The organism is Paenibacillus liaoningensis, from assembly GCF_059609455.1.
This window is the reverse complement of sequence record NZ_JCAALU010000008.1, coordinates 70,106-88,906: the sequence shown is the minus strand read 5'-3', so window position 1 is coordinate 88,906 and position 18,801 is coordinate 70,106. Positions and strand designations below refer to the sequence as shown.

The 18,801-nt window shown below is 49.6% G+C and carries 19 protein-coding genes and 1 pseudogene; 8 read left to right on the top strand and 12 right to left on the bottom strand.

From position 1 onward, the window contains the following. Positions 1-11 precede the first annotated feature (11 nt). On the top strand, positions 12-485 hold the full coding sequence (locus AC6B99_RS13305) for a hypothetical protein (protein ID WP_496663525.1): 474 nt from the start codon (positions 12-14) through the stop codon (positions 483-485). A gap of 46 nt (positions 486-531) precedes the next feature. Continuing rightward, positions 532-696: a hypothetical protein gene (locus AC6B99_RS13300; RefSeq protein ID WP_496663524.1), complete on the top strand. Its 165-nt coding sequence runs from the start codon at positions 532-534 to the stop codon at positions 694-696. A 135-nt stretch (positions 697-831) separates the two neighbouring features. On the opposite strand, the gene AC6B99_RS13295 is transcribed toward AC6B99_RS13300, so the two are convergent. The 5 genes and pseudogenes from AC6B99_RS13295 to AC6B99_RS13275 all read right to left on the bottom strand — a co-directional run bounded on the left by AC6B99_RS13295 (position 832) and on the right by AC6B99_RS13275 (position 5,365). After that, positions 832-1,539 (bottom strand): DsbA family oxidoreductase, encoded by a 708-nt coding sequence (locus AC6B99_RS13295; RefSeq protein WP_496663523.1) that lies wholly within the window; start codon positions 1,537-1,539, stop codon positions 832-834. Between the two features lie 85 nt (positions 1,540-1,624). Further along, a pseudogene (locus tag AC6B99_RS13290) lies at positions 1,625-2,403 on the bottom strand (class I SAM-dependent methyltransferase). Between the two features lie 56 nt (positions 2,404-2,459). Next, complete coding sequence (locus AC6B99_RS13285; RefSeq protein WP_496663522.1) at positions 2,460-3,905, bottom strand: MDR family MFS transporter; 1,446 nt, start codon at positions 3,903-3,905, stop codon at positions 2,460-2,462. Then, positions 3,902-4,819 carry an NAD(P)/FAD-dependent oxidoreductase gene (locus tag AC6B99_RS13280; RefSeq protein ID WP_496663521.1) on the bottom strand — a complete coding sequence of 306 codons (918 nt, stop codon included), beginning with the start codon at positions 4,817-4,819 and terminating at the stop codon, positions 3,902-3,904. The genes AC6B99_RS13285 and AC6B99_RS13280 overlap by 4 nt, the downstream gene beginning before the upstream one ends. Positions 4,820-4,879: 60 nt before the next feature. After that, positions 4,880-5,365: an RrF2 family transcriptional regulator gene (locus AC6B99_RS13275; RefSeq protein WP_496663520.1), complete on the bottom strand. Its 486-nt coding sequence runs from the start codon at positions 5,363-5,365 to the stop codon at positions 4,880-4,882. Positions 5,366-5,825: 460 nt separating this feature from the next. Here AC6B99_RS13275 and AC6B99_RS13270 point away from each other — a divergent pair, with 460 nt between their 5' ends. Beyond that, positions 5,826-7,070 (top strand): TerD family protein, encoded by a 1,245-nt coding sequence (locus AC6B99_RS13270; protein WP_496663519.1) that lies wholly within the window; start codon positions 5,826-5,828, stop codon positions 7,068-7,070. A 22-nt stretch (positions 7,071-7,092) separates the two neighbouring features. On the opposite strand, the gene AC6B99_RS13265 is transcribed toward AC6B99_RS13270, so the two are convergent. Both AC6B99_RS13265 and AC6B99_RS13260 read right to left on the bottom strand, forming a co-directional pair. Beyond that, on the bottom strand, positions 7,093-8,205 hold the full coding sequence (locus AC6B99_RS13265) for a saccharopine dehydrogenase NADP-binding domain-containing protein (protein ID WP_494863979.1): 1,113 nt from the start codon (positions 8,203-8,205) through the stop codon (positions 7,093-7,095). Beyond that, positions 8,202-8,960 carry a class I SAM-dependent methyltransferase gene (locus tag AC6B99_RS13260; protein ID WP_063892606.1) on the bottom strand — a complete coding sequence of 253 codons (759 nt, stop codon included), beginning with the start codon at positions 8,958-8,960 and terminating at the stop codon, positions 8,202-8,204. The genes AC6B99_RS13265 and AC6B99_RS13260 overlap by 4 nt, the downstream gene beginning before the upstream one ends. Before the next feature lie 148 nt (positions 8,961-9,108). On the opposite strand from AC6B99_RS13260, the gene AC6B99_RS13255 reads away from it, so the two are divergent. Beyond that, a complete protein-coding gene (locus AC6B99_RS13255) occupies positions 9,109-10,194 on the top strand; it encodes a helix-turn-helix transcriptional regulator (RefSeq protein WP_496663518.1) in 1,086 nt (361 codons plus the stop codon). A gap of 35 nt (positions 10,195-10,229) precedes the next feature. Here AC6B99_RS13255 and AC6B99_RS13250 read toward each other — a convergent pair whose 3' ends face one another. Next, on the bottom strand, positions 10,230-10,799 hold the full coding sequence (locus tag AC6B99_RS13250; RefSeq protein WP_056038374.1) for a pyridoxamine 5'-phosphate oxidase family protein: 570 nt from the start codon (positions 10,797-10,799) through the stop codon (positions 10,230-10,232). Between the two features lie 216 nt (positions 10,800-11,015). On the opposite strand from AC6B99_RS13250, the gene AC6B99_RS13245 reads away from it, so the two are divergent. After that, positions 11,016-11,588 carry a nitroreductase family protein gene (locus AC6B99_RS13245; protein WP_056038377.1) on the top strand — a complete coding sequence of 191 codons (573 nt, stop codon included), beginning with the start codon at positions 11,016-11,018 and terminating at the stop codon, positions 11,586-11,588. 98 nt (positions 11,589-11,686) lie between these two features. Continuing rightward, the gene (locus tag AC6B99_RS13240) at positions 11,687-11,845 is read left to right on the top strand and encodes a hypothetical protein (RefSeq protein WP_200931650.1); all 159 of its coding nucleotides are present in this window, start codon (positions 11,687-11,689) and stop codon (positions 11,843-11,845) included. Between the two features lie 11 nt (positions 11,846-11,856). Here the strand turns inward: AC6B99_RS13240 and AC6B99_RS13235 are convergent, their stop codons facing one another. Further along, positions 11,857-12,627: a glucosaminidase domain-containing protein gene (locus AC6B99_RS13235; protein ID WP_056038380.1), complete on the bottom strand. Its 771-nt coding sequence runs from the start codon at positions 12,625-12,627 to the stop codon at positions 11,857-11,859. 312 nt (positions 12,628-12,939) lie between these two features. Here AC6B99_RS13235 and AC6B99_RS13230 point away from each other — a divergent pair, with 312 nt between their 5' ends. Continuing rightward, a complete protein-coding gene (locus AC6B99_RS13230) occupies positions 12,940-14,316 on the top strand; it encodes a glycosyltransferase family 4 protein (protein ID WP_235533220.1) in 1,377 nt (458 codons plus the stop codon). Positions 14,317-14,561: 245 nt separating this feature from the next. Here AC6B99_RS13230 and AC6B99_RS13225 read toward each other — a convergent pair whose 3' ends face one another. Together AC6B99_RS13225 and AC6B99_RS13220 are read right to left on the bottom strand one after the other, a co-directional pair. Then, positions 14,562-15,515 carry a GDP-mannose 4,6-dehydratase gene (locus AC6B99_RS13225; protein ID WP_496663517.1) on the bottom strand — a complete coding sequence of 318 codons (954 nt, stop codon included), beginning with the start codon at positions 15,513-15,515 and terminating at the stop codon, positions 14,562-14,564. Next, the gene (locus AC6B99_RS13220; RefSeq protein WP_056038387.1) at positions 15,512-16,558 is read right to left on the bottom strand and encodes a mannose-1-phosphate guanylyltransferase; all 1,047 of its coding nucleotides are present in this window, start codon (positions 16,556-16,558) and stop codon (positions 15,512-15,514) included. Before AC6B99_RS13220 ends, AC6B99_RS13225 begins: the two co-directional genes overlap by 4 nt. Before the next feature lie 343 nt (positions 16,559-16,901). On the opposite strand from AC6B99_RS13220, the gene AC6B99_RS13215 reads away from it, so the two are divergent. Further along, on the top strand, positions 16,902-17,474 hold the full coding sequence (locus AC6B99_RS13215; RefSeq protein WP_056038390.1) for a hypothetical protein: 573 nt from the start codon (positions 16,902-16,904) through the stop codon (positions 17,472-17,474). 145 nt (positions 17,475-17,619) lie between these two features. Here the strand turns inward: AC6B99_RS13215 and AC6B99_RS13210 are convergent, their stop codons facing one another. Then, the gene (locus AC6B99_RS13210; protein WP_496663516.1) at positions 17,620-18,687 is read right to left on the bottom strand and encodes a GT-D fold domain-containing protein; all 1,068 of its coding nucleotides are present in this window, start codon (positions 18,685-18,687) and stop codon (positions 17,620-17,622) included. Between the last annotated feature and the right edge of the window lie 114 nt (positions 18,688-18,801).

Here is an 18,801-nt window from a genome sequence, read left to right as displayed (position 1 = left end):
AGTCGGTATTGTTGAAAAGAAGAACACTGTTGTTCAATCAGACCCGGTTTATCATTGTCGCTCTCGTGGCAGGCAGTCTGGTTAGGATCATTTATACGGGGAATAAAGATAAGCAAATAGCGGATGAAGTGCCATCTCCCCCTTCAATAACAACGAGTTCGGAGCGGCTGACATCCTTTTCCCCTTCACCAGAAGTGCAGCTGCCTGAATACGAAATAACGGAAGAACGTATGGATGACTCCGGTATTTGGCATGTTACGCTCGGTACGCTAACCGTCAATCAACAAGAGCTGAAAAAGCTTGTGCAGCATGCCTGCTCAATCGCACTCACTAAATCGCAGATTGTCAATTCTGTGTTTGTTGATGTCGTCCAGAACGATAATTCTTCCTCTAAGCTCGCTACCGGTAAAATAGCATTAACGAGTACAGGCGAAGCCCAAACCGGATCGAAAAAGCTGGAAGTCGCCTTCCAGCTAAACAGTTAATTTATATTATTTCATAACGAATACACGATAGGAGCAAGCATGAACAATGAAGAGCCAGCCGTTTTATAAAAAATGGTTGTTTTGGGTAATCACCGTCATTTTGATTGCTGGCCTTGTTAATGGCAGGCTGCGTGATGATGATTCCGCAGGCACATCTTCGGTGAGAAGTAATGAAAGCGAGCTCGATAAGGCTTCGTCCAAGTCGGAATAGCTGTACTAAGAAGGACGATTCCTCGAACGCTGAGAACGCAAAAGCTGAAAGTGTCGTTGTTAAAGATGTAGAAAGCTTCTCTATAATATAGCAATAATAAATTTGAGCTCAGCTTTTTTAGCTGAGCCCAACAAGCTAAACGCTGCAAGCCCCATCCGAGCAGCTATTATCCCCTTCTGAACGATTTTCTTCTTCAAACTTTATGGATTTACGTTCCTCCTCCCAGATCGTGTTTATGGCATTTAAAAAGACATCCTCAGACTGAGCGCCTGAAATGAAATATTTATTATTTAAAACGAATGTCGGTAAGCTTGAAATGTTTAACTTCTTAGCCTTGGCGATGTCATCCAACACCTCAGCTTTATAAGCATCAGAGGCCAACATATCTGCCACTGCCTGTTCGTTAAGCCCCACTTCTTTCCCCAAGGAAACAAGGACTTTGTGGTCGGCAATATTCAAGGATTGGGAAAGGTAAGCGCGAAAAAGACGTTCGGTTAACTCCGCTCCTTTTTCCGACTTCGCTGCAAAATGAACCAGACGATGCGCATCAAACGTGTTGGCAACAATAACGGGATCGTAATTGGCTACTAGCCCAGATTCTTTTTTAATCATTTCTGCTACCTGCGCTTGCTTGGCTTTCAATTGCTCGACAGTCATTTGCTTTTCAAAGGCTAGCTGCTGCACGCTTAAAGTTCTGTTTTCTGCATGAGGATGGAGTTGAAAGCTACGATATACAACGTCAACTTCATCCTTCATTGCAAATCTTTCAAGCGCATTCTCAAGTTTTCTTTTACCGATCACGCAAAAGGGACAACCGAAATCTGACCAGACCTCTATTCTCATCGTTCATTCCTCCATTGATAAAATAATTAGTTTCTTAATACTCAACGAGTCGTATATGAACTCCGTTTTTCCTCGTAGACATGGGCTAATCCTGCAAACGGATTAGAACTTTGCCATAACGTCCGCCCACTTGAATAACTACTTTACTGGAAGGATACGCTTGTTCCATCTAGAAATTTCTTTCGTTTTCTTTTCGCTTGTAATGAGTGATTCGTAGACGTAACCTTTAAGATAGAGCAGATGCAGCAAATATCCCATTTCAGTAAGCTTCGATCTGTACGATTGACTAGTGACGAGCGGCCAAATCTCATTCACTAAACTGTGCTCCGTTGGAACGACCGGCATACTGATATAACAGTACTTTCGAGAGCACTGAAGCAGTTTCTCCACACTTTTCCAATTGTGAACAACCGGACTCATTGAGACAAAGACAAGGTCAAAGGACTTCTTCCATCCTTTGGTCTCCAAATCAATATCTTCAAACGGCAAGGATACAATATTCACCTGGTCTTCTGCGAATTTCGAGGTATTCTCCTGCAGCAACTCAATTAGAGGGGGAGAAGTCTCTACAGCCGTTATTCGGGCGCCCCGCTCAGCGAACGGCACAGAGAACACACCTGATGCAGCGCCAATATCGAGGATAGAGGCGTTTTCGAATCGAACCCCCTGTCCCTCAAGCCAATGCATAATTCGTAAAGTCCGCTCTCTTCCCTCTTCACTAAATGATTGCTCGTTGAAAGTCTTGGCCTTATGGTCAAAAGACCGGGTAGGATCAATTCCCTTCCTTCTCATCCTATCTAGTGTCAAATCGGAATCTTCTTTCCACGCTTTTTCCCATATGGCTGCATTAAAGAAATCGTTCATATGCGCTCCTCATTCTTTCTTGTGTTTTTTATGATTTTCTAGAGGCAAGTACCGAATCAAGACTCACCCTGCCCCAGTTCCTTTTCCTGTTCTGTCGCTTTTCCTTTTCGCAGGAAAAGACCCAGCACCAGTGCAACGAGCGCAACGACAACGCCGAACCAAAAAGCATTGTTTATACCGGCAGCCAGACCCTTGATGATTTCGTTTGGTGACTGTGCATCGCTCACGTTACTCAAATATTGTTTCTGACCATTCGACATAATACTAATGTACAGGGCAATACCGATTGCGCCAGACACCTGCTGCAAAGTGTTCAGGATCGCCGTCCCGTGCGGGTGCAGATGACGCGGCAACTGGTTAAGCCCAGCGGTCTGTACAGGCATCATCACTAACGCGATGCCCACCATCAGCGTGATATGTGCAGCGATGAGGAAGCCAGTCGCTGTCGTTTCGCCGAATCGGGTAAATAGCCACAACGAGACGACAGCTATGGCCAATCCGGGAATGACAAGAACGCGGGGGCCGAATTTATCAAATAGCTTGCCTGAGATGGGAGCCATCAGCCCGTTCAGAATTCCACCGGGCAACAATACCAGACCCGACTTGAATGCCGTCATCATCAACACCCCCTGCATAAACATCGGGAGCATGATCGCGGACGAGAAAAACGTCATCAAAAGCACGAACATCAGTACGGCGGCAAGCGCGAATACGGGATAGCGGAACGCCCGCAAATCCATGACGGGCTCATTAAGCAACAACTGCCGCCAAATAAACAGCGCAAGGGAAACGCCCCCTGAGGCTATCATCCAAATTACTAAGGGCTCCGACCAACCCTGTTCACCGGCACTGCTAAAACCATAGACGATTCCGCCGAAGCCGATAGTTGACAATAGGATGGACAGAATGTCCACTCGCGGTTTGGTTACTTCCGACACATTCTTCAGAACGGCGGCTCCTACAATAATGGAGAGCAGCGCAATCGGCAATACTAGATAGAACAACCAGCGCCAGGAAAGCCCGTCAACAATCAAGCCCGAAAGCGTAGGTCCGATAGCTGGCGCGAACATGACGACGAGCCCTAACATCCCCATTGCGCCTCCCCGTTTTTCCGGCGGATAGATGGTCATGATAATGTTCATAATAAGCGGCAGCAGCATGCCGGTACCAATCGCTTGAATGATTCGCCCTACCAGCAACACTCCGAACTCCGGCGATATCGCTGAGATGAGCGTACCCGTGAAGAACAGGCTCATTGCTGACAAGAACATTTGTCTGGTGCTGAACCATTGCTGCAATACTGCTGTGACCGGAACAAGCACGCCAACGACCAGCAAGTAGGCGGTGGTCAGCCACTGAACCGTCGTTGCAGACGCCCCGAACGATTTCATCAATTCAGGGAAGGCATTGCCCATTAACGTTTCATTCAAAGCGGCGACAAACATGCCGACAATCAGTGCGACCATAATTGGACCGCGTTTTAAGTTGTTTAAATCGATCATAATTTTTTCCTCCAAGCTTCTGCATTTAGTTCATTGTTGATGACCGCGGCGGTGAATGCCCCCATTGAAGCTGCTGCTATGGCCTGATGCAATTGCGATGCCACATCCCCGGCGCTATAGATGCCAGGAATGTTCGTTCTTCCAAATTCATCGATAACGATCACACCCGTTTCCGTGATTTGGCAGTCCATCTTTCTCGGCAAATCCGATCCCGTAACCAATTCCGGCTTGAAAAAGATTCCCCTGCATGGAACGGTCGTGCCGTCTTCAAGAACAACCTGCCGTACGATCCCGTCACTAGAGTCGATCTGCCGAATCGGTGAGTCAAACAATGGCACTTGATTTCGCCTAAGTTCCTCGCGTTCGATATCTGTCAGTTCGTGGGGGCCATTCGTGCAGACGGTAAAATGATTCGTCCACCCGGATATGAGTGGAGCGAAATGCATAAGCTCATATCCCCTCGTAATGACGACAAGCGGCTTATCTCTTAACTCCCAGCCATCGCAATACGGGCAGACAAAGGCGCTTTTTCCATAGACCTCCTCGAGCCCTGGAATGCCCGGCAGCCGATCCTTCATCCCGATAGCAAACAATACTTTTTTGCTTATAAAGAATACTCCTTGCTTAGTCTCTACTTTAAAACGGCCATCAACTTCCAAAATTGATATAGCTGTATCCTCCACAAATGATACGGAAGGATAGGCGCTGATCTCTTCCTTCGCCATTCGTCGAAACTCGCTCGGAGAGATTCCATCACGGGTAAGAAACCCATGGACCTCTCGAGTCACAGCGTTGCGGGGACGGCCTTCATCAATCAACGCCACATTTTTCCTTGCCCTTCCAAGCACCAGGGCAGCGCTCAGTCCAGCCGGTCCACCACCAATAATAGCCACATCGAAAAGTTGTTTTTTCACTTCATAAAAACCTCCACATTAAAGATCCATAATATCCATAATTAAAGCGCAAGAAGTGCATTACTTCTTGTTTGACCCTTGGTTACAACGTTTGAAAGTTTCATCCATTACCGACTGAATCGTGTGCTCCCGCAAGTATTGGTGCAGTTGCTGCTCCGCACCGTTCATCACTTTCTCAACCAAACATTCATTTTTGCCCGAACGTTTCTGATCCCGCAGTGCAAGCCCCTGTTCTGCTAACAATTGATGCTGCTGCGAACTCGAATTCGAGCATTCGAATAGCTGCTGCCTTCCTTCAATAACTTGAATCACATCAAAAAACGAAATCTGTTCAGCTCGCCTGGCAAGTTCGTAACCACCGTTCACTCCTGGTACTGCACGTACGATTCCATCCTGCCTTAGCTTTGACATGATTTTGGATAAGTAACTTTCAGAAACACCAAGTGCCTTAGATAATTCCTTAATCCCGACATTGTGGCAACGCTCTGAAAGTCCCAAATGAATTAAGGCATGCAGGGCATAATCTGTGCTTTTAGAAAACTGCAAACTCCCCTCCTCCCTTCAAATAAGGTTGCTATTACGGATCTATAATATCCATAATAAATGATTCCATTTTGAATTGCAATGACTTTTTTCATCCAAAGGATTGGATGCATCGTGTTCGACTATTTCATGGAGTTCTCACCTTCCGGTTCGTTCGTGGGGTACAAACCTTTTACCGGGTTGACGGTACATTTTAATAAAAAACAAAAAAATCGAGCGCCCCTTTCGGGACGCTCTATTCATGGGAGAGGAGAAACCGGACGAAGAGCTTATGGGGAACGTAAGTCTTCTCCGCGGTTGTCTACGACATCTTGCGACGCCGATAATTTTATTTTGTCCGTTTTGCGGACATTTATACCTTCACTACAAGAAAAAGGTGGAAAGTCGGCCAAAAAGCTTCGGACATCCTGTATAATTCACAGTAAGAATTAAAAAACTTACACCAAATTAAAGGGGATGCACCATGGACTTTGTGGCAATTGACTTTGAAACCGCCAACTCCAATCGCTCCAGCGCCTGCGCGGTCGGCATCGTCGAGGTGCAGGGCGGCAAAATCGTTTTCGAGCAGGTTTGGCTCATTAATCCGCAGCAGCATTTTGACCGGATGAACATCGAAATTCACGGCATCACTCCGGCTATGGTGGCGGACAGCCCTACTTTTTCCGAGCTATGGCCTGTACTAGAGCCATTATTGAATAATAAGCAGGTAGTCGCGCATAATGCTTCCTTCGATATGAGCGTCCTGCGTTATTGTCTAGATGATGCGGCTCTGCCTTACCCAGCATTTCATTATTATTGCACCTATCAGCTTAGCAAAAAACTGCTGCCGGACATGCCTTCCTACCGTTTGAACGTATTAGCTGGCCATTATCAAATTCCGTTGAATCACCATGATGCGCTAGATGATGCAAGAGCGGCAGCGTTAATTTTAGCAAGACTGCTCGAGCGTGAGCAGCAGCCAAGCCCTACCGAGCTTGCGCTCGACAAGGGCTATAAAATCGGTAAAATGCATGCTCGCGGTTACTCGCCCTTCTCAACAACAGCTGCTAAAAGCAAAAAACAAGCAAAGCCAGCCGCCTCTGCCAGCGCTAAACGTGCTGCAGCTAGCGCAACAGTAACAGCAGCCGAAAAATCTGGGCTGCAGCTGATCAGCGGGCAAAAAGCTGACATTACCCTCCATTTGGGGTTGAATCAGCTGGTTGCTCGCGTTTCATGGAAATTGTTAAATCCGGCGCTTGAAATTGACGCCACGGCCTTCCTGCTATCTGCTGCAAGACGGTGTGAGCGGGATGAAGATTGTATTTTTTACGGAAATCCCGTTTCATCTGATAACTCCGTCTCCTACTCCAAGCTAGGCCCCAATGCAGCACAGTTTAAAATCGATTTCAGCAAGCTGCCGCTGCAGATCCAGCGAATGGCCTTCACTCTCTCGATCTACGAAGGCGAGACACAGCAGCATGATTTCAGCCAGGTGGCCGAAATCAGCATCTGTCTGCTGCATCCGCAAACGGAACAAGTGGTAGCTCAATTCGATTTTGGCGAAGATCTGCTTAAAGAAACAGCTATCGTCATTGGGGATTTATATTTGCACAACGGCAATTGGAAATTTGACGCCATCGGCAAAGGTTTTTTTAGCGGCTTGCAAGCTTTATGTGAAAATTTCGGCCTGGAAGTTAGCCATATTTCAAATGAGGCACATTCATTATAACAACCTTGATAACGCTCTGGCCTTACTCCCAGCTGTCATATCTCAAGCCTTCAATGATCTGCGGTCGTTTCGTAATGCCCGCAGCGGCTTGCAGGGCTATTTTGCCTTTGCCGCTCTTCACCAGCTCAAATAGCTGCTCCGTATGGAATACACCGCCTGGCAGGCCGCCTTCATAAACAGCGGTGGCAACAGCGGTCGCCACTTTAGCGGTCGCTGCCGCCTCGTGGGAACCATCGACCAAATATTGAACATGCTTCTTCTTACCCGCTTTCATTCCCCAGCCATCTACTTTAACCGCATAGCCGTCTGAGCCAAAACGCATCATCCCAAAGCTGCTCACAGCGGCAGAGCGAATCCATTTGACTTTCAGCAGCCGGAATAATCCCGTTGCGCGTATCCACGCAACCAAGCGGGTGACCGCACCTGAATCGAAACAAAGCCTTGTTGATACGGTCGGCACTTTCAGCGTTCTTGGCAGCGACTGCTGATCGGAGAACGGGAAACGGTAAGCCATGCGGCTGCCCAGCTCCTTGCCGAAGTCGGTGCGCTTGCCGCCGCTAAAGCTGACCGTCTGCGCGACACCGCCATTTTCAACAATTGAAAATGCACTGCCAATGCTGTCGACCGTCCACTCTATCGCCGCCTTGCCATGCTGATCGCCAAGCCCCAGCATAATTGCGATATCTACGCTATCGAGCTGATCCAGCTCCTGCTGCGCCTTGCGTGCGAGCAAATTCGTTACACCTGGCGCTAGCCCGACGCTCAGCACCGCTGTCGCCTGTGCCTGTGCAGCTTCCTCTGTATGCTTCTCTAAGCTGGTCAGGAAAGGGCCATACGCTGAAATATCCACGTAATGCGTTCCACTCCGCAGGCTAGCCTGTACAAAGGCATCATCCGTCTGATCCATACACATGACAATTAGCTTGACACGTTCGAAATCCATTTCCTGCTTCCAGTTGCTTAAATTAAATGCCATTGGTTTCACCTGGCCGCCCGTCTGGTCCGCGAATTGTTTCGCACGCTCTAAGCTTCTGCCCGCCGCATACACTTTACCTGGAAATTTTGCTCCGAGCTGCTTGCTTATATCTCCGCCCACATGGCCGTAGCCGCCTATAACAACGATGTCTTGTTTCATTTGTCCTGCCTCTTCTCTTCTATGTTATGCTCCCCGTCTGCTTTGACAGCAAACCATCCTGTAATAAGGTAGGAACCGAAAAATTTTGAAATATGGTTAAAGCCAACTTCCCGAAGCAGCTCTTCCACCTGCTCTGGCGGCACAGGATCTGATTCGGCGCCAAGAGAGGCGGCAAACCGCTCCCAATCCTCCAGCGGAATGCCATTATCCAGCATGTGGCTTTGCCAAGCGCTCATTTGCACGGCGAATGCTTCCTCCTGGCGATCACAGCTTATTGCGGCAATCAATAACGGCGCTCCCGGCTTCAAACGTTCGGCTATGCTGCGCAGCAGCTTCCTTTTCTGATCCAGCCCCTTTATAAAATGCAGCACTAGCAGGGAAGTCGCTGCATCATACAGCTTGTCCTTCGGCAGCTCGTCTGCCGTTCCCTCGTGCAGCGTTACTCCCGCTTCCAATCGCTCCATCCGAATGCGCTGCTCGGCTATTGCCAGCATGCGTGCAGACGGGTCAACCCCGGTAAAGCTCCACGCTGGATGCGCACCGCCGAGCGTCACAATCTCCTGCCCGCCGCCTGCGCCAACAACTAATATGTCCTGTTCCCTTTCAGGACCAAGCATCGCGTTCATTAAACGATCTGTCATATCATACAGCATGAAATAGCCGGGTATTTTTAAAGAAATCGTTCGTCCATAGCCCTCCACTTGGGGATCATTCCAACTCATTGTTTTCTGTTGTTGCGGCTGCTTCTCATTCATCGGTACAGCTCTCCCTTCAACTCTGTATATGGTCCACCCTTTTCAATTTGGCGGGTATTCTGTAAAATGTAATCTGTAATTAATGTTAATTATATCGGGTCGCCACAAAATCACTATCCCATAAATGTGGGTAATCAGGAGAGCTGGAATGAACAAGCAAAGAGAAAGTGTACGGAAACAGCTCGCCAAATTAGAGGAGGCTAACCTCCGCTCCAGCGAATATAGGGAGAGGCTGCTTGCAGAGCTGCGAACGACGATGCCTTTTGCAGCTGCATGCTGTACGCTGGTCGATCCGCATACGATGCTGTCTACTGGCGCAGTTACGGAGGAAGGCGTAGAGGCCATTCATAATCTATTGTTTGAATATGAATATTTGCGGGAGGATTTCAATTCGTATGAGGAGCTTGCCAAGCTTGCGGAGCCCGTTGCTACATTAAGCGGCGCAACCGAAGGCGATTTAAGTCGAAGCCTCAAATATACAAAGGTGCTGCAGCCTGCCGGCTTTGGAGATGAGCTGCGTGCAGCACTTACGGTGGATGGGGCTTGCTGGGGGTATTTGACGTTATTTCGGCAGCTCAATGAGCCGTTTTTTCAAGAAGAGGAACGCTTGTATATCGCTTCCTTAGTCCCAAGCATGGCCCGCACCTTGAAAAAAGCGAGCTTGCTGCTGCCAGATAGCGAGGGCGCCGCCTTTCAAGACGATCCTGGCATTCTGATTCTGTCTGAGCAGCTGCTGCTTCTATCGAGTAATGACGCTGCAAACAGCTGGCTGTCGCTGCTCCGCGAATGGGAGTTCATCGACGAGCAGACACTGCCGAGACCAATCCGTGCCGTTTGCTCGCGTGCTTTGGCTGCAAGCACCTCGGATAGGGAGCCACAGACCGACGCAAAAGTATGTATCCGCATTCCTGATGGCCCCTACTTATCGCTGCGAGCCAGCAAGCTCCAAGCCGCGGATCACTCGGTTCAGCTTGCGGTATGGTTCGAGCTTGCGAAGCCTGGCGATATTTTGCCAATCATTGCTGAAGCTTATGCGCTAACTTCGCGCGAGAAGCAGCTGGTCGAACGGTTATGGCGTGGCCTTTCCACGAAGGAACTGGCCAGTTCCTTGCATATTTCCTCGTATACGGTGCAGGATCATCTCAAATCTATTTTTGCGAAAACGGAAGTGTCCAGCCGCAGAGAGCTGATCTGGAAGCTTTTTTCCCGTTACAATCTCCCTGCGAATGAATAACGAATCGATAACAGGTTCATAAAGCAGCTATTTGCCTATGTTTCAGCTGTCTGCCTCTGAATGCCAAGAGGGGTAGGCAGCCGATCGAGGCTGTAGCTGTTTTTTTCATTTTGATAGTCCGTTAGCTTTTGATCACCTACCTTCTCAGCCCAGTCTTTCAGCTGTTCCCGCTCGCCCTGATAGTCATAAAAAGGGATGCTGAATCCGCACGCCGTCGTCACCTTATGAATATCTAGCACAATAATTTGCCTAGCGCCTGGCAGCAGTTCAAACCTCCCAATCAGCTCATTCCAGCGCTCAGTTCCTGGCAATACAACTTTCCCTGTGCCGAAAAGTCGCATAATAACGGGCTTCCCCTCCATTGCTATAAACATAATCGTCATCCTGCCATTTTCCAGCACATGCGCACTCGTTTCATTGCCGCTCCCCGTCAAATCGAGATAAGCGACCTCCTGGTTCGACAATATGCGAAACGTATCGTAGCCTTTCGGAGATATATTAACATGCCCTTCCGCCGTCAGCGGAGCCGATCCTACAAAAAACATGTGCTGCCGCCCGATAAACTCCTCGTGCTCCGGCAATAATTTATCAAATGCTTTACCCATTATTTTCAGTTCCTCCTTGTGCAGCTAGCTAACCAAATCATAAATGCCGACTGGATATGTAAGCTTATTATCTTATTATATATCGTTTTTTCTTATTCTATATTCTACTTCTGTATCCCTTTCCTCATCGCCTGTTCCACTGTATAGTATACAGGGAGAGCTTATCCATTTTGTTGCACCCATACGCTGCAGCACTCTATAGAAGGAGAGAAAACAATGACTACCACCACCCTTACCTTGCTTGATGCTTTGAAACAAAGACGCGCAGTGCGTAATTATTTGCCGCAGGAAGTAGAGGAAGAGAAAATCGCCGCTTTGCTGGAAGCTGCAACGCTCGCCCCTAACGACCGCCTGCGGGAGCCTTGGCATTTTTATGTCGTTCGCGGCGAAGCAAAGCAGCGTTATGAGCAATTGGCGCGTACCTATCTGGAGGAGCGTTTTCCAACCAAGCCGCATTTAGTAAAAGAATCGATTAAAGTGCTGGAAACGACGCCCCTTGCCATTGTTGTAACGGCCGATATCATTGAAGGGGACGAAGCTTCCTCCAAGGACAACGAATATGCCGCAGCCTGCGCCATTCACTCGATGTGGCTGACCGCCGAAACGCTGGGACTTGGACTTGTATGGCGTACACGCGGCATCGGCCTCGTCCATGACGAGCGGATGTTTGCCTTTATTGGATCGCCGGAGGGCAAAAAAATAATCGGCACCCTTTTCATCGGATACCCGCAAGGGGAAGCGCCAGCTACTGCGCGCAAGCCTTATGCAGAGAAAACAACCTGGCTGTAACGCTTAATTTTGCGCAGCTCCTATTTTCATGCAACCTGCTAAAGATTGCTTCGTATGATAAGGGATGAGTTCCTTATGCTAGGAGGTGCGCAGATTTTATGAATACTTTCGGAAGAGGCTGTCTGTATATTATTATCGGCTTCGTGCTATTGTTTATTTTCGCTTTTGTTGCTGGCAGAACCATTCACATTCCGTGGTTTATAACGATTCCGCTGATTGTGCTTGCTTTCTGGGCAGCCTCCCAGCGTAAAAAATAGCTGCCTTGCCCTTATATAATCGTCACGGTGCGTGTGCTCGGCTCCCATTCGATTTTTTTATTCAGGGAAGCAGCCAGCGCACGCATCGTTACATACCCCGTTCCTCCATCCAGCAGCGACTCCAGCTCCTGGCTATTCACCGTTACTTTTGAACCTGTCCAGCCAATTTTTCCGCCGAGGCGGCTGCCGAGCGCTCTCGCTGGCACCCACACGGTGCCATCACGCTCATAACCGATCACCTCCACCATTCCTCCTTGCAAAATCGGCACCGTCTTCGCGCCCTGAAATACCGTTGTCTTTACAGCCGCTGCAGCCTCGTTATCATACTGTCGAAGCCCATTGCTGTTTATGATGGCGATCAGCTTGGCTGCATACGCCGGATCGGTTGCATAGCCGCAGGCCAGCAGCATTTGCGCCTGTTCCTCTGGCGTCTTCGCAAGCCTCACTCGATCATACCGCGCTTTCATAAACAGCAGATCCTGATCCTTCATAAAATGATAGACACTGCTGTATGCGCGAAAGGCCGCGCTCGTATTTATATTTCGGCCATCGACATGCTCCCATGTTCCTTTGACGACCGCTTGGCCCTGCCAATAGGCATTGGGCGAAGCTCCCAAGACTTTAATTCCACCTAAATTATACCAGGAATGAATGACACCTCCGGTTTCCAAAATATACTGCGCCAGTCGTACAGATGGCAGCATCGGTGAGCCCTCGCGCCGTACTTGTATGACGGCAGGCACCAATGCCGCAATAAATTGCTGTCTTGTCATAGCCACCATCGCTCTCTCCCCCTTCTTTTTCCCAAGTTGTTTAATCGTCAAGTTGTCCATCTATTATGGCTTATGCAGCAAACCTGTTTGGCGGCACGGCCACCGCACAACCTCCCACACTCAGTGTATAAAGCAAAGCTTCCTCGATGAGTACCGCTCGGTTATTGCCGCACATTCTGCATGCTTCTAGTCATACGCCGCTTTTTACTATCCATTAGGTCATTGTCCATGAATCTGAGGTCCATTGTGAATACAATATAGTCAAGCGCGTATCCGCTAACGATTTCTCCACATGCAAATGACGAGAAAGGAAGGAAACAAGTGGCCAAATCACTTAAGCGCAAGCGACATCAAACGTCCGCCAAACGCAAGCAGCACAGTTCTTCCACAAAATCGCTTCTGGCCAAACGCCGTAAACGCAAAGCTATCAAACCGCGGGCCAAGCGGCGGGCCGAACGCAGAAAGAAAAATAACGGCGGCCTTCGAAAAACAAAAAATCGCGCCTCCTCCAGCCTATCGCAGCAAGTCAAACAGACCCGTCAAGCAGAAGATCACCCATCTGCCGAAGAGGTAATTGATCCGCAGCCTTGGACCGCACAGGGCATAAATCTTGTCGGCTTTATTCATGCGGAAATGGGCATTGGCGAATCGGCCAGACTTGCGGCAAGAGCGATTGAGCGAGCCGAGATTCCTTTTGGCATTTTAAACTTCCCGCTTCAAGTCGCTACCCGGATGTCGGATATGAGCTGGGAGCATAAAAAAACAGAAGACCGCCCCTTTAACACGAACCTGTTTCATATGAATGCGGATTATATGGCGCCGGCTATGGACCATTTTGGACGCAGCCTGTTCCACAACCGCTACAATATTGGCTACTGGCACTGGGAGCTCCCTGATTTTCCAGAAAAGTTCGTTCCAGCGTTCAAGCTGGTGCAGGAGGTGTGGGTATCCAGCCGCTTCGTGCTTGATTCGGTCGTGCAGAAATCACCTGTCCCTGTCGTCATCATCCCTCATGGCGTGGAGGTTGAGACTTCTCCTGAGGTTACGAGGGAATCACTTGGACTGCCAACCGATCGCTTCCTATTCATGATGATGTACGATGTACAAAGCTATACGCATCGCAAAAATCCGCAAGCTGTTATAGAAGCGTTCCGGCTCGCTTTTCCGAAAAATGATCCAACGGTCGGACTCGTACTCAAGGTCAACAATACGAATTTCCGCCCGGAGGATATAGAACCGCTGCAGCAGCTCGCTGCCGAGCACAGCAATATTTTTATTATTGATCGTATTTTCTCCCGCCTGGAAGTCAACTCGCTGCTGAGTGTCACGGATTGTTTCGTCTCGCTGCATCGCGCTGAAGGCTTTGGACTGGGCCTCGCAGAAGCGATGTATTTGGGGAAACCGGTCATTGGCACGAACTGGTCCGGCAATACCGACTTTATGAACGAGACCAATTCCTGTCCCGTCAATTACGAGCTGGTGCAAGTCGGCACCGATTGGGGACCGTATCAGGGATATCAGACTTGGGCTGAACCCGATGTGCATCATGCCGCCTTTTATATGCAAAGGCTTATTCAAGAGCCGGAGTGGCGCCAAGCCATTGCAGCGCAAGGGCAGCATACGATTCATACGTCCTTTTCGCCGCAGGCGGTTGGCGGCATGATCCGCGCACGCCTGACCGAGCTTACGCTTCTCTAACTTTAAAATCACACGAGACACGGACTGCCTCTGGCGTAAATGCTGGGGCAGTTTGCTTTTTCCAGCTTATGCTCAGTTCTCCACCACGCCTGCTTAGCAATTACATAATAGCAACGTAAAAACACCCTCTACACCTTTATCAGACAACGATAAAGCCGCCGTCCGATTTTCCGTCTAGAGGGTATTAGCCAAAAAGTACTCCAAGCTATGCTGTTCCCCACAGACGTGGTCATTCTACATGCAGCCTAACCTAATTCCGCCCGCCAGTAGCTTAACAAATCCTGCATCGTCTGCTCAAAAGGAATTTCCGGACGCCAGCCCGTACGATGATGAAATTTAGAATAATCGCCGACTAGCTCGGGCACATCCGCAGGCCGCAGCCGCGCCGGGTCTTCCTGAATCGAAATGGTGCTGCTGCTAAGGCCGACCAGCGTCTGCAGCATCTCGCCAATCGCCCGCGAGCTTCCCGATGCAATATTGTATACTTCTCCAGGCTCGCATTTTTCAATAGCCAAGTGGTACGCTCGCACAACATCGCGCACATCGGTAAAGTCGCGCTTTGCCTCCAAATTGCCCACATATAGAACGGGCGGCTTCAGTCCCCGTTCGATTTCGACGATTTGCTTCGCAAAGTTGGAGGTTACGAACTGCTCGCCGCGCCGCGGTCCCGTATGATTGAAAGTTCGCATGCATACAATATGCATCCCATAGCTGCGATAATATTGGTAGCCTAAATAATTTTGCGTAATTTTGCTGACAGCATAGGGACTGAGAGGACGCAGCGGCGTCGTTTCCTTAATCGGAATATCCTGCGTGTCTACCTGGCCATATTCCTCACTAGAGCAGGCGAGCAGCAGCTTGCAGTTGATTCCTGCCTTTCGTACAGCTTCCAGCAAATGAATTTGCCCGGCAATATTGTTGTAGATCGTCGCAAGCGGCGATTCCCAAGACTTTGGCACGAAGCTTTGCGCTGCCAGATGAAAAATCATGTCCGGCCTAACGTCCGCTATCATTTTTTTCACATCGGCTTCATTAGTCAGCTCGCATTCATACAGCCTCACAGCGGGCAGCAAATGAGCGATATGCTTAATACTGCTGGTCTTTCTTACGGTGCCGGACACTTCCATTTGATGCGCCAGCAAATACTCTGCCAAATGGCTTCCGGCAAAGCCGGTTATGCCTGTAATCAATGCTTTCACGGCATGCCTCCCTCTCGCTCAGCATCCATCGCGGCTATCGCATGTTTAACCGCCTGCTCCTGTGTTTTATGACAAATCAGCAGTCCTTCGTCCGTCGATACGACGATCAGATTATCAACGCCAATGACTAGCACCCGCTGCCCCTCCGCGTAAACAATGCTATTGCTCGTGCCCGTCGGATAGATTTTCCCGAGCAAAATATTCCCATCAGCATCCGCCCCGAATATGCGTTCAAGCGACGTCCACACGCCAACATCGTCCCATGTAAAAGCAATCGGCAGCGTATACAGTCGTTCCAGCTTTTCTATCAGTGCATAATCGATAGATTGCTTCGGCAGCTGCACATAAGCTTTTGCAAGCTGCTCTCCTTCAAGTTCAAAAACACGCCACATATCTGGCTGGTAAAGCTGCATGTAACCTGCAATAGTCGACGGCTTCCATATAAAAATACCGCTGTTCCAGTACATATTCGGTATCGCGATCAGTTCCTCCGCCCGCGAGAGCGTCGGCTTCTCGATAAAGGCTTTTACCGTCTTAATGCCTGGCCCATATTTGCCATCTTCATGCTCACCCGCTTCAATATAGCCGTATCCCGTCTCTGCTCTTGTTGGCACAATCCCCATCGTTACGACAACGCCTTCATCCCGAGCTGCCTGTTCCGCTGCCCGCAGCGCCTCCATCAGTTCGGCAGCATCTGGAATGTATTGATCCGAAGGAGCCGTTACAATGACTTCATTTAATCCCCGTTTCTGAAAAAAACTCGCCGTCAGCGCAATGCAAGGCGCTGTATCCCGCTGCTCCGGCTCAATAATGAGCTGTTCCTCGCTAAGCTGCGGCAGCTGCTCCCGAACAAGCGGCAAATAGTTGCGGCTTACTGCTACATAAACATCCTCCTCCGGCAAGCAGCTGCGAAAACGGCTGTACGTTTCCTGCAGCATGGTTGCCTCGCCGGATGTTAAGGAAAGGAACTGCTTCGGCTTTGCCGTCGTGCTTCTCGGCCAAAAGCGCGTCCCTTTTCCCCCTGCCATAATAACCGCCTTCATGCCGGTTCACCCCAAAATAAATGGCTTTCTATTATACATGTGCGTGTAGCCAATGTGCAGCTCCTTCCTACCATAGCCGGTGCCGAAAGTATAGTATCGTCTCTTCAACATCGTATGCTTTGCTAGAGCTTTCATAGTGGACGAATTGCCTGCCCTTGCCGCAAATCGGGCATTTATCGCCGCCTTTATTGCATTTTCCAGGAGAAGACTGATCGGATCGCTTGAGTCAGACTTTAGAATCTATCATTTTGTAAAATATACGATTATTCTTGGACAAATACCGTTGCTATTACGCTCTATCAACATATGATGTGATATATGATTGAAAGGAGATGAATCAATTATGGGTGAAACTGGATTAACTGGTTTAACTGGCCTTACAGGACTTACTGGTGCGACTGGCCCTACTGGCCCTACCGGACCAACAGGACCTACTGGTGCGACTGGTCTAACAGGCGCAACTGGACCTGCTGGTCCCGGTTCTCATGTTGTAGGTATCCAAGGTGCTGTTCCGACTGCTATCCCAGCTGCTGCTACAGCTGTCACTGCTGCAACTCTGATTGTTCCGGTAACGGCCACTTCCAACCAGGTGATTATTGAAGGTACCGTTAATGTATCCCTTAACTTTACTGCTCTTCTGGTTGTAGCGCTCAACCCGACCATTACTGTAGACCTGCTGCAAGATAGCGTCACTGTAGCTACAGTAGTAAGCACCGACTTGCTTGCAATCACATTGCTCGGATTGTTCTCTTTAGAAAGAGCGATTCCGATCACTTACTTCAACGGCGGTCTGGCTGCTGGCAGTCACACGTACGAACTGCAAGTTACAGTATCGGGCGTCGTCATCGCGGCAGGTACTACAGCTGACATCACTTACTCGTCGCTTACTGCTACAATTGGCACTATCCCTTCCTAAGCTGCTGCGTCCATTACAGCAAAACAACCGTCCCTCACGGGACGGTTTACATAAGATCGCTTTAAGAAAGAGCTTTACGGTGGAGTTTCGCTTCACCGGCTTAATTATGAGGAGAAAGAGTCTGATTAACGCTGCTGCCACCGATTTAAGCCTGCAATGGCGCCTCCCCTTTGATGATTGCATTAGCCATATGGCCGAAATCAAGCGCAGCCTTGCCCATTTCTGCTGCTATCGCATCCGCAAGGATTACAGCCGCAATGCCCGCTGACACTAACGCCAGATCAAAGTTTTGCCCTCTGATCTCCCCCATCACCCGGTCCACATCATGGATTCCTTGAACCTGCGCAACAGCTCCTGCAACCGCCACGCCGCTCTCAGCGAGCACTTCGGCGAGCGGCTGCGCCAAATTCCCAACAACAAGCACTTTTCGTCCTTTCATCAGGCGGGACAAATGACCGTCCTGATACAAACGATAATTGACGAGCGAATCTGTCAGCACTTTGCTGCGAAAGTCAATGCCATACGATTGAAAAACGTCCGTGGCCAGCCGTTGGTAGTTCGGCTGCCGCAGCTTTGGAATGCCTACAATGTCAGCCCGCTTTACCGCTGCCAGCAAGCGGTCGCGTGCAGCAATGTCCGGCACCTTCACTCCGGCATACTCTAAAAACCCGCCCTCCTGGCGAATCTGTTCAGTCGGCAGCACACTCTCCTGTGCCAGCGTCAACAGCTCACCATCACCAAGACGCACGACAGATAGCGGCTTGCGCTGCTCCAGCGCTTCCAGCAATCGCCCTGCCACCTGCTCAGCAGTCAAAAGGTGGATGATGCGTTCTCCTAGCGCAGCGATGCCCGATGCGATTACCTGTGCTACGGATGTATCTGGAAGCACATGAGTTTCCGGCAGCTGCTCGTCGATGATGGCATCGCCGCCCTCGTAGCGTCCGATTTTCAGCCCTTTCTCGTAGCCAGCCTTCTCAGCGAGCTCCCAGCCGTGTGAGTGGTCTGTCTTTTCTTCCTCTGCCTGCTTGCTTCCATCTTCATAGCCTTTGCTGTAGCCTTCCTGATGACCGATTTGATAACCATCCTGATAGGGTGCCTTAGCCGCCTGCGGCTTGTCGGGCTTTGCCAAGCGATTTTTCCTCTTTGAAACGGCACGCCTCTTCCGCCGCTTAATCGGAATGCTGGAGGCTTTGCGCCTTCTCGCTGTTTTCATGCTGAACACCTCCTGCTTTGGTGCAAAATTTGGATTTGGTCAAGGTGAAACGGCTGTCGCCGGCCTTTGGCGGCGCAGCGCGTTTCATTCCGAGAAATATAAAGAAAGGATAGC

Bases quoted from the DNA above. Each gene is read 5' to 3' on its own strand.
- AC6B99_RS13295 (WP_496663523.1), bottom strand. From the start codon at position 1,539: ATGAGAATAGAGGTCTGGTCAGATTTCGGTTGTCCCTTTTGCGTGATC.
- AC6B99_RS13245 (WP_056038377.1), top strand. From the start codon at position 11,016: ATGACTACCACCACCCTTACCTTGCTTGATGCTTTGAAACAAAGACGC.
- AC6B99_RS13265 (WP_494863979.1), bottom strand. From the start codon at position 8,205: ATGAAACAAGACATCGTTGTTATAGGCGGCTACGGCCATGTGGGCGGA.
- AC6B99_RS13250 (WP_056038374.1), bottom strand. From the start codon at position 10,799: ATGGGTAAAGCATTTGATAAATTATTGCCGGAGCACGAGGAGTTTATC.
- AC6B99_RS13270 (WP_496663519.1), top strand. From the start codon at position 5,826: ATGGACTTTGTGGCAATTGACTTTGAAACCGCCAACTCCAATCGCTCC.
- AC6B99_RS13255 (WP_496663518.1), top strand. From the start codon at position 9,109: ATGAACAAGCAAAGAGAAAGTGTACGGAAACAGCTCGCCAAATTAGAG.
- AC6B99_RS13215 (WP_056038390.1), top strand. From the start codon at position 16,902: ATGGGTGAAACTGGATTAACTGGTTTAACTGGCCTTACAGGACTTACT.
- AC6B99_RS13220 (WP_056038387.1), bottom strand. From the start codon at position 16,558: ATGAAGGCGGTTATTATGGCAGGGGGAAAAGGGACGCGCTTTTGGCCG.
- AC6B99_RS13300 (WP_496663524.1), top strand. From the start codon at position 532: ATGAAGAGCCAGCCGTTTTATAAAAAATGGTTGTTTTGGGTAATCACC.
- AC6B99_RS13240 (WP_200931650.1), top strand. From the start codon at position 11,687: ATGAATACTTTCGGAAGAGGCTGTCTGTATATTATTATCGGCTTCGTG.
- AC6B99_RS13285 (WP_496663522.1), bottom strand. From the start codon at position 3,905: ATGATCGATTTAAACAACTTAAAACGCGGTCCAATTATGGTCGCACTG.
- AC6B99_RS13210 (WP_496663516.1), bottom strand. From the start codon at position 18,687: ATGAAAACAGCGAGAAGGCGCAAAGCCTCCAGCATTCCGATTAAGCGG.
- AC6B99_RS13260 (WP_063892606.1), bottom strand. From the start codon at position 8,960: ATGAATGAGAAGCAGCCGCAACAACAGAAAACAATGAGTTGGAATGAT.
- AC6B99_RS13235 (WP_056038380.1), bottom strand. From the start codon at position 12,627: ATGGTGGCTATGACAAGACAGCAATTTATTGCGGCATTGGTGCCTGCC.